Genomic DNA, 11,743 nt, shown 5'->3' with positions numbered 1-11,743 from the left:
AGCATAGGAGCCGAGCGCAGGGGGAGTCAACGGATGCAGAGCGTCCTCAACGCACTTCGGGTGCTTGAAGAGGTCTCGGCGCGGCAGCCGATCGGCGTCGCCGAGCTGGCCCGCGCCCTGGACCTGCCCAAGAGTTCCGCCCAGCGCGCGCTGCGCACCCTGCACACGGCGGGCTGGATCCGGCCCGCCGGTGGCGAGGTCACCCGCTGGGCGCTGACCACCAAGGCGCTGCAGGTCGGGCGGCGTGCGACCGGCGAGTTGGGGCTGCGCGACGTGGCCGTGCCGCTGATGGAAGAGCTGCGGCGACGGATCGACGAGACGGTGCACCTGACCGTCCCGAACGGCGACAAGGTGGTGCTCATCGAGCGCCTGGAGACGTCCAAGCCGGTGCGGATCATCCTGGCTCTCGGCACCCATCTGCCCATCCACGCCTCCGCGAACGGCAAGGCCGTGCTCGCGTCGAGTCCGACGGAGGTGATCGAGCGCCATCTGGCGGACGGCCTGGAGGAGTTCACCGATTCGACCATCACGGAGCGGGACCGACTGCTCGACGAGCTCACCCTGATCCGCGAGCGGGGATACGCGACCAACAGCGGCGAGTGGCGCACCGACGTGTCGGCGGTCGCGGCCCCGGTCCTCGACGGGGCGGGGTTGCCGATCGCCAGCATCAGCGTCAACATGCCGACCAGCCGGATGACTTCGGAGGCGAGGGAGGCACACGGCGCACTGGTCAGCGAGACGGCGCGGCAGGTCAGCGCCGCGTTGGGGCATTCGGGACAGGACGGAGCGGGCGGCCCCGGCGGCGGAGCGGCGAGGCACATCGGCGGCGGCTCGGCGGCGCGCACGGATGGTTCGGCCCGCTCCGACGGAATCCGTCGCAGCTCTTGACGACCCCGGAGAAGCCCTCCAATACTCCCCTTGCGAAAGCCGTCTTCCGCCTGGCGGAATAACTCCCCCACCCCTGCGCCCCCGCGCCTCAGGGGTGGACGCCGTGCGCCGCTTCGCACCGCGCTCCCTCCGGTGCCGCGCGCACCCCCACGTCACGCGCCACGGCACACCGCGACCCGGCCATCGGCCCACCGCAAGGGAGCCCTCGTGTCAGATCAACTCATCTCCGTCGTCGCCCTGTTAGCGATCTTCACCATCGCCACCTTCACCTCCGTCCATCTGGGCGCGCTCGCCATCGTGGCCGCGTTCATCGTCGGCTCCACGGTCGCGGGCGAGTCCACGGACGACATCTTCTCCGGCTTCCCCGGCGACCTGTTCGTCGTCCTCGTCGGCGTCACGCTGCTGTTCGCCATGGCGAAGAACAACGGCACCGTCGACTGGCTCGTCGACGCGGCCGTCAAGGCCGTGCGGGGACGGATCGCCCTGATCCCCTGGGTGATGTTCCTCGTCACCGCCCTGCTCACCGCGGTCGGCGCCGTCACCCCCGCGGCGGTCGGGATCATCGCGCCCATCGGCCTCGGCTTCGCCGTGGCCCAGGGCATCAACCCCGTACTCATGGGCCTGTTCATCGCCAACGGCGCCAGCGCGGGGGGCTTCTCCCCCATCGGCGTGTTCGGCAGCATCACCAACGGCGTCGTCGAACGCAACGACCTGCCGGGCAACCCTGCCCTGCTGTTCACCGCCTCGTTCCTCTTCAACGCCGCCCTGTGCGCCATCATCTTCTTCGCCTTCGGCGGACGGCAGTTGCTGGGGCAACGGGCGCAGTCGTACGAGGGCGACGGCGGCGGCAGCACGAGCGGTCGGGGGACGGAGGGCGCCGGGGCGAGCGGCGGCCCGCCCGCGACCGGGGCCAAGACGGCGGGCGGCACCGGGCCGACCCTGACGGTCACCGCGCCCGGGACGGCACCCGTCAGCGCGCCTGGCACGGTTCCCGTCGCCGCACCCGGCACAGCGCCTGTCACCGCCACGGCGCCACCCGAGCCCCTCCGTCTGGACGGCCCGCGCGCCCTCACCCTCCTCGGACTGCTCGGCCTGGTCGTCGGAGCGCTCTTCTTCGACCTGGACGTCGGGCTGATGGCGCTCACCGTCACCGTCGTGCTCTCCCTGGCCTCGCCAAAGTCGGCCAAGGGCGCGGTCGACCGGTGCGCGTGGTCCACCGTGCTGCTGGTCTGCGGCATCGTCACGTACGTGAGCCAGATGGAGCGCATGGGCACCATCGACTATCTCGGCAAGCAGGTCGCGTCCATCCAGGCGCCGCTGTTCGGTGCGCTGTTGATCTGCCTCATCGGCGCGATCGCGTCCGCGTTCGCCTCCACCACGGGCATGCTCGGCGCCCTGATCCCGCTGGCGGTGCCGTTCCTGCTCGACGGCGACGTGGGGCCGGTAGGGCTCATCACCGCGCTGGCCATCTCCTCGTCCATCGTCGACGCATCGCCCTTCTCCACCAGCGGCGCCCTGGTGACCGCCAACACCCCAGAAAACCAAAGGGACTTCGTCTTCCGGCGCCTCATGGCGTGGGGGCTGGGGATCGCGGTGGCGGGGCCGCTCGTCACGTGGGGGCTCTTCGTGGTGCCGAGCTCACTCTGATCGCAGGTCAGTCGAAGGCCACCACCAGTCGTACCCCGTCGTCGCCGAAGCGGCCCGCCAAGGCCTTCATCACGGCGAAGACGTGCGGCCAGTGGGTTCCGGTGCCCAGGATCGAACCGGCCGTCAGCGGCTCGTACCGGAACACCACGTCCCTGACGGTCCACTCCAGTCGACGGTTCGCCGCGTCGAGGCCGGGTGGTGGCGGCCCCGCCATCGCCACCACCTCCTCGGGCCACCGCGCGGGCAGCAGCCGACGGTGCTGGAGGTACGGGCTCGACGCCTGCTGCCAGGACAGCCGGCCCACATAGCGGTCAGGACCGGCCTGCGGATCGAGCCCCGCAAGGTCCGCCCAGCTCACCCACGTGGCATCCAGCAACCGGCCCTTGGCCACCCAGAGCTCCAAGTCCTCGCGCAGCCCGCTCGACAGGTCGTCGGGCAGGCCGCGCCCGGCGGCGAGGGGCCGGTAGCCCGCGTCGTTGCGCACGCCGAAGAGGCACCCAAAGGCCGCGTAGTCGACCTCGTCGTACAACGGCCACAGGTCCATGGCCACGATCCAGGGCTCGCCTTCGTAGAAGTCGGTGCCCGCCGCTGGATGGCGGTACTCGATTCCGCCGTGAATGTCCGTTCCCACGACAGGGACGCTACCGCTCCCCCGAGGAACACCTCACACCGAGATCAACAACCCCGAGGTGTCGACCACCTGGCGGATCGCCCGCCCCGACGCCAGTTCCTCCATGGCTTCGTTGATCCCGGACAGGGCGACCGTGCCGGTGTGCATCTCCTCGACCGGCATCAGGCCCGCGCGCCACAGGTCGAGGAAGCGGGGGATGTCGCGGCGCGGCACCGCGTCGCCCATGTACGAGCCGAGCAGGGACTTCCCCTCCCCGGCGAAGGCGAGGGCGGGCACGTCGAGGACCCGGTCCGGGGCGGGCAGGCCGACCGAGACGACACGGCCGCCGCGCGCCACGGACTGCAGGCAGGCACCCATGACCGCCGGGCTGCCGACCGCCTCGACGGCCAACTCGGCGCCGCCGCCGGTGAGATCACGGGTGGCGATCAGGGCCTCGCCCGGTGCGTACGCGTGCGTGGCACCGAGCCGCAGCGCGAGCGCCCGCTTCTCCGCGACCGGGTCGACGGCGACGATCGGGTACGCTCCGGCGGCGCGGGCCCCGAGCACCGCGGACAGTCCGACACCCCCGAGGCCGTGCACGACGACGGACTGCCCCGGCCGCAGGGCCGCGGTGTTGATGACGGCGCCCGCCCCGGTGAGCACCGCGCAGCCGAACATCGAGGCGACCGTGAACGGCACGTCGTCGGGGATCGGCACCACCGACTCCTGGGCGACGACGGTGTGGGAGGAGAAGGCGGAGACGCCGAGCTGGTGGTGGACCGTGCGCCCGGCGGCGTCGGTGAGCAGCGAAGGGCCGTGCAGCAGGCCGCCCGAGCCGTTGGCCGCGGCCGCGCGGTCGCACAGGGCCGGGCGGCCCTCGGCGCAGCGCGCGCAGAAACCGCAGCTGGGCACGTAGACCAGCACCACGTGGTCGCCGGGCGCCACGCGGTGGACGCCGGGCCCGGTCTCCTCCACGACACCGACGGCCTCGTGGCCGAGCGCCATGGGCAGCGGCCGGACCCGGTCGCCGTTGACGACGGAGAGGTCGGAGTGACAGAGGCTCGCGGCGGCGACGCGGACCAGGAGCTCGCCCTCGCGGGGCGCGCCGAGTTCCAGTTCCTCGACCGTCACGGGGCGGCTGTCCTGGTAGGGGCGTTCGTGTACGACGTCACGCAGGACGGCGGCGGTCGTCCTCATGCGCCGGCCTCCTCGCGGGGTGCGCAGCGCAGGACGTCGCGGCTCTCCAGGAGGGGGACGACCTTGCCGAGCACGATGTCCTGGAAGTGGGCGGATGCGCAGTGCGCGGTGAAGTCGGCCGCGGAGTCGTACTCCTCGTAGAGAAGGACGGCGCGCGGGTCCTCGGTGCCCTGGTGGACGCGGTAGCGGCGGCATCCGGGCTCGGCGCGTGAGGCCTCGGCCATGGTGTCGAGCAGCTCCAGGACGGCTCGTTCCTGGTCCGGCAGGGTGCGGTAGCGGGCCACGACGACGTAACTCACGGTGGTTCTACTCCTGTTGTCCAAGGGGCCTGTCGGCTTGTTCAAGGGGCCTGTCGGCGGTGGCACGCGGCAGTTCTTCGCGGCTCACACGCCACAGGCGGTGGTCGGACGTGGCCACCGCGACCGACCCGAGGGCCAGTGCGGCGGCCACGTCCGCGGGGGTTTCCACGAAGCCGGCGGCGACCGTCGGCGACATGGCGCGGCGCGCCTGGGGGGTCATGCGCGCCACGATCGGTGCGGGCATGACCTCGACCAGGTCGGGCATGCCGCGGGAGATGGCGTCCATGCTCCTGCGCAGGTTGGAGCGGTCGGTGACGAAGACCTTCTGCGCGGTGAGCAGGCCGAGCGGCCGTCCCTTCTCGATGAGGGCGAGCCGGGTGCTCACCACCCCGCTCGCGCCCATCTCCTTGATGAAGTCGAGGGCGCCCCGGTCCTGCGCGAGGCCGGGGCTGGAGTCGACGTTCACGAAGACGGTCTTGCCCGCCTTGCGCAGCGCCGGGACGACCTGGGGCAGTTGGCCGACGGAGAAGGAGGCGAGGATGCACACCTTCGCCGGTGCGGTGAGGAACTGCCGCAGCGGCTGGGCGCCGACGATGGACGCGACGACCGGCACCTCGGCGAAGGCCGTGGCCAGCCGGGCGTCGAGCGGCCGGGACCGGGGGGACGGGTTCATGGGGCTGCCTAGGCTCGTGACGTGGCCGCGTGGCTCAGCGGGGAGGTGCCGAAGCGGCTGGGGAGGCCCAGCTTGCCAGGGTTGAGGATGCCCGCGGGGTCGAGGGCGTTCTTCACCGCGACGAAGGTCGTGAAGGCGGCGCCGAGGGATTCCTCCAGGTAGGGGCCGCGCAGCAGTCCGCAGCCGTGGTGGTGGCTGAGGGCGGCGCGGTGCTCGATGAGGACGGCGTTGGCGGCGTCCCACACGGAGCGGTACCAGTCGCGGCGCGCCTCGGGCGCGACGTCGCCGCGCAGCGAGAAGTAGACGCAGGCGCCGTCGGTGTAGGCGTGCGACTGATGGGCGGAGGCGGCCAGGGTGCCCGGCACCGACTCGATGACGGCGACCACCTCGTCGTAGATGGCGGGCAGGTCCTTCCAGGATGCGGCCATCTCCAGGGTGTCGGCGACGAATCCGGGGCCTGGCGTGAAGCCGTCGGAGGACTTGCCGACCAGCATCCGCTCGTCCAGCCAGCGCTCGAAGACGGCCTTGCCGTCGAGCGCGGTGGCGCGGGCCTCGCACACCTCGGCGGCGACCTTGATCGAGGCGTCGACGACGGTCTGTTCGCCCTCGTCGGCGATCAGCAGGAGGTTGGTGTCGGGGTGCCCGAAGTGGGTGCCCGACTCCAGGGCGTCGTACAGGCGCAGGACGGCCGGTGTCGCGCCGCGCTGCATGATCTCGCGACAGGCGTCGAGGCCTTCGGCGAAGGTCGCGAAGCCGTACGCGACGGCGTCGGCGTAGGTGGGCAGCGGGTGCACGCGAAGGCGGGCGGAGACGATGACGCCGAGCGTGCCCTCGGAGCCGACGAAGAGCTGACGCAGGTCGGGGCCGACGGCGGCGCGGGCGTAGTCGCCGTAGGTGGCACGGGTGCCGTCGGCGTGCACGACGTCGACGCCGACGACCATGTCCTCGATCTTGCCGTAGCGGGTGGAGAGTTGACCGGCGCCGCGGCAGGCGATCCAGCCGCCGACGGTGGAGACGGCGAAGGCGGAGGGCCAGTGCCCGGTGGTGACGCCGTACTCCTCCTGGAGCTGCTTCTCGAAGAGGTCGCCGAACATGCCGGCCTGGACGTCGACGATGTTCGACTCGGCGTCGAACCCTGAGATCCGGTCGAGGCCGCAGACGTCGAGGACGACGCCGCCGAAAACGGGCAGCGCCGCGCCGGTCACGTTGGAGCGCCCCGCGGAGGGGGTGACGGGTATGCCCGCGTCGTGGCAGATCCGCAGCACGGCGGCGACCTGGTCGGCGTCGGCCGCCTCGACGACGACGGCGTGCGGGGTCGCCGGGCGGCCCTCGGTCTCGCCGATCATCGAGCCCGCCCACCAGTCGCGGGTGCGGGTGACGACCTCGTCGCGCTCGACGTGCACGGCGCGGGCTGCGGCGCGCAGGGCGTCGACGACCTGCTCGGGGACGTCGACCGGGTCGCTCTGGAGAGCGGCCTCGCCGTCTCCGATGGGCGTGGTGCGGGCCCACTTGGCCTGGCTGGGGGCGCCGACGGTGTAGTTGCCCCGGTTGAAGGGGTGGGTGATGGTCTGACGGCTGATCATGCTGCGGCTCCTTCGAGGAGTACGGACTTTTCGTGGGCGACGGACGCGAGGTACTCGGCGACGGAGCGCTCCGTCTCGGCCTCGGTGAGGTTCAGTTCGCGGGCGAGCAGCGCGCCGACGGCCGAAGCCGCATCGGCGGACGCGTCGCGGGCGAACAGGCGGGCCCGGGTGCGGCGGGAGAGGACGTCGTCGACGGAGCGGGCCAGTTCGGCGCGGGCGGCGTAGACGACCTCGGCCCGCGTGTAGGGCAGGCCTTCGACGACCGGTTCGGCGAGGGAGGGGTCATCGGCGATGAGGTCGCCGACGAACCGGGCCTCGGTGCCGAAGCGTTCGCCGAGGTGGGCGGCGATGCCGCCGGACGCGGCGACCGCCTCGGAGTCGTAGCCCGCGCCGCCGAGCAGCGGCAGCGTGGCGGTGCGGCTCCTGGCCTTGTGGCCGAGGACGGCCATCACCTTGTCGACGACGAGTTCGCCCATGTGCCGGCTGGTGGTGAGCTTGCCGCCGGTGACGGTGACCATGCCTCCGGCGCCGACGGTGATGTGGTGGTCGCGGCGCATGTCGAGGGTCGTGCCCTCCTTGCCGCCGACCAGGGGGCGCAGGCCGCCGATGGAACCGACCACGTCGTCGGGGGTGAGCTTGCCCTCGAAGGCGGTGTTGGCGCCCTCCAGGAGGAAGTCCATCTCCTGCCGGGTGCAGTGCACGTCGTCGGCGGAGCCCTGGTAGTCCTCGTCGGTGGTGCCGAGCACGACCCTGTTGCCCCAGCGGGTGCAGGTGGCACGGCGCGCACGCCCGGGGATGGGGACGGTGACGGTGCAGTCGATGCGGACCTTGTCCCACGGCACGACGATGTGCACGCCCTTGGCGGGCCGCACTTGGGGCCGGTGTCCCTCGTCGGCCATGGCGTCGACCTGATCGGTCCACACGCCGGTGGCGTTGACGACGGCGCGGGCACGTATGTCGATGGCGTCGCCGTCGATGGTGGCGCGGGCACCGCCGACCCTCCCGCCCGCGGTGAGCAGCCCTTCCACCCTCGCGCCGTTGAGCACGGTGGCGCCGAGGGCGGCCGCGGTGCGGACGATGGTGAGGACGAGCCGGGCGTCGTCGGTGCGCGCGTCGAAGTACATGAGGCCGCCCTTGAGGTGGTCGGCCCGCAGCGTCGGCGCGTGCGAGAGGACCTCGGGGACGGTCAGGCGCTGATGCAGCTTGCCTATCCGCCAGCCGCCCACCAGGTCGTACGTCCACAGGAGCCCCTCGAACCCCTTGGCAAGGCGCGGGTCGAATACGCCCTCCTTCTCCAGGATCGGGAAGAGGAACGGCAGTCGGTGCACGAGGTGGGGTGCGTTCTTGCGGAAACGGTGGCGCTCCAGGAGCGAGTGGCGTACGAGATTGACGTTGCCCTGCTCGATGTAGCGCAGGCCGCCGTGGACCATCTTCGACGACTTCGACGAGGTGCCGGAGGCGAAGTCGTCCTTCTCGACGAGGGCCGCGCGCAGCCCGCGCGAGACGGCGTCCAGGACGGTGTACGCCCCGGTGATGCCGCCGCCGATGACGAGCACGTCGTACGTGTCGTCGGCGAGGCGGCGCTTGATGCCCGTGCGGTCGAGCAGCAGGGGGGTGCGGCGGGTGGCCGCGGCGCTGCGTCCCGGTTTGCGGGCGGGCATGGTGATCACGATCAACTCCTGGTGGTTCGGGGTGACGGCGCGGGGGCCGTCGGCGGTGCCTTCGGGGCGGTGAGTGCGGGGTCCGACAGATGACTGCCGAGGAGCCGCCGCCATCGCGCGCGCCGGGCGGTGCGTTCGTCGGGGTGGACGGTGGGCGTGAAGATCCGGCCGCGAGGCTGGGCCTCGACGACCTCGTCGAGCGAGGACCACAGGCCCTGGGCGACACCGGCGAGGTAGGCGGTGCCGCGCAGGCTGGCCGTGGCGGAGTCGGTGACCCGCTCCAGGGGCAGGCCCGTGAGGTCGGCCTGGGCCTGCATGAGGGCGTCGCTGCCGGACACTCCCCCGCCGAGGCCGATCCGTTGGAAGGGGGCGCCCATGGTGTCGGCGACGCCGTCGATCAGGTCGCACACGGAGTGCGCGATTCCGTCGAGGACCGCGCGGGCCACGTCCGCGCGGGTGGTCGCGAGGGTCAGGCCGGTCAGGGCCGCGGTGGCCTCCGGGTGCCAGACGGGCGTGCGGACCCCCGCGAGGGCCGGGACGAACCAGGGGGTGCGGCCCGGCCGGTGGCCCGCCTGCCCTGCCAGCTCGGTCAGTTCCTGCGGCGAGGCGAACAGGCCGAGGTCGTCGCAGAGCCAGCGCAGCGCGGAGCCCACGGTGGAGGTGTAGGCCTCCAGGCTGTAGTGCGTGGTGCCGCCCTGCCGGAAGGCGGGCTGGGCGACGACTCCGGTGATGTCGGGCCGGGGCAGGGCGGCGCGCCGGCCGGTCGCGGCGTCCACGAAGGCGCCGGTCCCGTACATGCACATGCCCTGTCCCGCGTCGAGACCGCCGAGCGCGATCAGCGCCGCGTGCTGGTCGCCCATGGACGCGGCCAGCGGGACGGAGATGCCGAGGGCGTCCGGGTCGGTCGGGCCGAACCCGGCGTCGTCGGCGCGGAGCTCGGGCAGCAGCTCGACGGGGAAGCCGAGGGCGGCGATCCACTCCTCGTCCCAGGCGTGCTCGGTGAGCAGATGGCCGCCGGTGGAGGCCGCGTTGGTGGGCGTCGTGGCGTGCACGGTGCCGCCGGTGAGGCGCCAGATCAGCCAGGTGTCGACGGTGCCGAAGAAGAGCCTGCCCTCGCGGTGCGCGGCGGCGACGTCCGGGTGCTCGGCGATCTGCCGGGCGGCCCACAGGAAGGGGGCGCGGGAGCCGACGGGCCGGCCCTGCCGGGCGATCAGCCTGGCGTCCCATTCGTCTTCGTACGCGGCGAGTTCGTCCGCGTACCGCCGGTCCTGCCACACGACGGCGGGCAGCAGGGGGCGTCCGGTGACGCGGTCCCAGAGCAGCGCGGTGGCCCGCTGGGTGGACAGGGCGACGGAGGTGATCTCGATGCCCTCCTCGTGTGCCCGCCCGATGGCGTGCCTCGCGACGTCGAGGGTGGCGGTCCAGATCTCCATCGGGTCCTGTTCGACGGAGAGTTCGTCCGGGTGGTCGACCTTGATGGGCCGGTAGAAGACCTGGTGGGCGGCGCCGGAGTCGAGCACGACGCCGGCTCGGGTGCCCGTGGTTCCTTCGTCGATGGCGAGCACACCACGCCGTCGTGCGGCGCCGTGGGACGTCTGCGTCATTGCAGGCCTTTCAGTGCGGGCTCGGGTCAGTGCGGGCTCGGGTCAGTAAGGGCTCGGGTCAGTAAGGGCTCGGGGAGCGGGACCATCGTGGGGCGCGCGGGGGCCTTCGTCGGTCAGGGCGCGGCCGGGGCCCTGTCGGGTGTCGGGGCGGCGGCGGTCGCGCTCTCGTCGGGCGAGGCGGCCTTGGTGGGGTCCCATTTGATGACCAGGCAGGTGATCAGGCCGAGCAGCGGGACGACGGAGAGCGCGAGGAAGGTGTGGCCGAGCCCGAGCGCGTCCTTGATCTGCGGGAAGAGGTAGAGCCCGGCGACGCTGCCGAAGCTGCCGACCATGCCGGTGACGCCGGTGCCGAGTGCGCGTACGTCGCTCCGGTACGAGAGTGCGGCGATGGACTTGCCGTTGGCGCCGGGCCCCGCGGAGTGGCAGAGGATGAACACGACGGGCAGCAGGAACGCCACGGCGAGGGGGATCCTGCCGAAGGTCAGGCCCATGGCGATCAGGGCGACGAACACACCCGCGAAGCCGACGGCCGAGCTGAGCCGGAGACCGAGTCTGCGGCCGAAGTAGGCGGAGACGAGTCCGCCGATGATGCCGAAGGCGTTGAAGACCATCGAGCCGATGGTGGCCTTCTCGAAGCTCTCGCCGAAGATGGCGAGGCTGATCACCGGCAGGTACCAGCCGACGGCGAAGTACTGCATGGACTGGGCCAGGGAGATCACCGAGGAGAGCACGGTGCGCGGCAGGTACTCGCCCTTGAAGAGCAGCCCGGCCTGCCGCATCCCGATCGCGGGCGCCACGGCCTCGGCACGCCCGTCCCCCTCGGGCTTCCCGACCTGCGCCTTGATGCCGTAGATCCGGTCCAGGCCCCGCACCGCGTCGTCGAGGCGGCCCCTTCCTGCGAGCCAGGCGGGGCTCTCGACGAGCTTCAGCCACTGCAGGACGAGCAGCACGGCGGCGACCACGGCGGCCGAGCCCACGGACCAGCGCCAGATGTCGTCGCCGACGTCGAGGTGGAAGAAGACCAGGGCAAGCGCGAGGTTGCTGGTGGTGGCGGTGTACCAGACGGCCTGCCACAGGTTGAGCCGGCCGCCCAGCTTGGCGGGGGTGTACTCGGCGAGCAGCGCCATCGCCACCGCGAAGTCGATGCCGTACGCGATGCCCACCATGACCCGGCCGAGCCAGACCGTGGTGAAGTCACCGGCGAACGCGGCGAGCAGGGCACCCGCGACGGCGAAGACCTTGGCGACGAGCAGCGGGGGCACCCGGCCGACCCGCGTGGCGAGCCAGCCGCCCACGGGGTTGAAGACGATCGCGAGCGCGGGCGCGGTGGCCGTCAGGATCGATATCTGGGTGCTGCTGAGCGACATCTGCGTCGTCATGGGGCCGAGCCCGGCGCTCAGTGCGGCGTTGGAATAGGCGTCGAGAAAAAGCCCGCCGAACACGAGGAACCAGATCACGCGCGCCCGGCCGGTTATCGCACCGAGCCCGTCGATGAGCGCAACGACGTCGGCGACGCCTCTGACGCTCGTACGTTGTGCCATGAATCCGCCTTCGGGAAAGACCCGCCGGTGGCACGACGAC

General features: G+C 72.2%; 10 protein-coding genes. 2 read left to right on the top strand and 8 right to left on the bottom strand.

Annotated features, from left to right (window positions below):
* Window positions 1–33 precede the first annotated feature (33 nt).
* Together AB0B50_RS28080 and AB0B50_RS28075 are read left to right on the top strand one after the other, a co-directional pair.
* Window positions 34–888: an IclR family transcriptional regulator gene (locus AB0B50_RS28080; RefSeq protein ID WP_362337662.1), complete on the top strand. Its 855-nt coding sequence runs from the start codon at window positions 34–36 to the stop codon at window positions 886–888.
* 207 nt (window positions 889–1,095) lie between these two features.
* Window positions 1,096–2,535, top strand: a complete 1,440-nt coding sequence (locus AB0B50_RS28075) for an SLC13 family permease (RefSeq protein WP_362337660.1) — start codon at window positions 1,096–1,098, stop codon at window positions 2,533–2,535.
* A 7-nt stretch (window positions 2,536–2,542) separates the two neighbouring features.
* On the opposite strand, the gene AB0B50_RS28070 is transcribed toward AB0B50_RS28075, so the two are convergent.
* The 8 genes from AB0B50_RS28070 to AB0B50_RS28035 all read right to left on the bottom strand — a co-directional run bounded on the left by AB0B50_RS28070 (window position 2,543) and on the right by AB0B50_RS28035 (window position 11,703).
* Window positions 2,543–3,166, bottom strand: coding sequence for a hypothetical protein (locus AB0B50_RS28070; protein WP_362337657.1), 624 nt, complete (start codon window positions 3,164–3,166; stop codon window positions 2,543–2,545).
* 33 nt (window positions 3,167–3,199) lie between these two features.
* Window positions 3,200–4,342, bottom strand: coding sequence for a zinc-binding dehydrogenase (locus tag AB0B50_RS28065; RefSeq protein ID WP_362337655.1), 1,143 nt, complete (start codon window positions 4,340–4,342; stop codon window positions 3,200–3,202).
* Window positions 4,339–4,641 carry an antibiotic biosynthesis monooxygenase family protein gene (locus AB0B50_RS28060; RefSeq protein ID WP_362337652.1) on the bottom strand — a complete coding sequence of 101 codons (303 nt, stop codon included), beginning with the start codon at window positions 4,639–4,641 and terminating at the stop codon, window positions 4,339–4,341. The genes AB0B50_RS28065 and AB0B50_RS28060 overlap by 4 nt, the downstream gene beginning before the upstream one ends.
* Window positions 4,642–4,648: 7 nt before the next feature.
* Window positions 4,649–5,314, bottom strand: a complete 666-nt coding sequence (locus AB0B50_RS28055; RefSeq protein ID WP_362337649.1) for a glycerol-3-phosphate responsive antiterminator — start codon at window positions 5,312–5,314, stop codon at window positions 4,649–4,651.
* Window positions 5,315–5,322: 8 nt separating this feature from the next.
* Window positions 5,323–6,897, bottom strand: a complete 1,575-nt coding sequence (locus AB0B50_RS28050) for an FAD-binding oxidoreductase (protein ID WP_362337646.1) — start codon at window positions 6,895–6,897, stop codon at window positions 5,323–5,325.
* Complete coding sequence (locus tag AB0B50_RS28045; protein ID WP_362337643.1) at window positions 6,894–8,567, bottom strand: glycerol-3-phosphate dehydrogenase/oxidase; 1,674 nt, start codon at window positions 8,565–8,567, stop codon at window positions 6,894–6,896. The genes AB0B50_RS28050 and AB0B50_RS28045 overlap by 4 nt, the downstream gene beginning before the upstream one ends.
* A gap of 2 nt (window positions 8,568–8,569) precedes the next feature.
* Window positions 8,570–10,162, bottom strand: a complete 1,593-nt coding sequence (locus AB0B50_RS28040; RefSeq protein ID WP_362337640.1) for an FGGY family carbohydrate kinase — start codon at window positions 10,160–10,162, stop codon at window positions 8,570–8,572.
* Between the two features lie 113 nt (window positions 10,163–10,275).
* On the bottom strand, window positions 10,276–11,703 hold the full coding sequence (locus AB0B50_RS28035; protein WP_362337637.1) for an MFS transporter: 1,428 nt from the start codon (window positions 11,701–11,703) through the stop codon (window positions 10,276–10,278).
* Window positions 11,704–11,743 lie beyond the last annotated feature (40 nt).

The organism is Streptomyces sp. NPDC041068 (assembly GCF_040647455.1).
GTDB lineage: Bacteria > Actinomycetota > Actinomycetes > Streptomycetales > Streptomycetaceae > Streptomyces.
The sequence above is the reverse complement of the archived record's forward strand: the minus strand, read 5'-3'. Positions and strand labels throughout refer to the sequence as shown.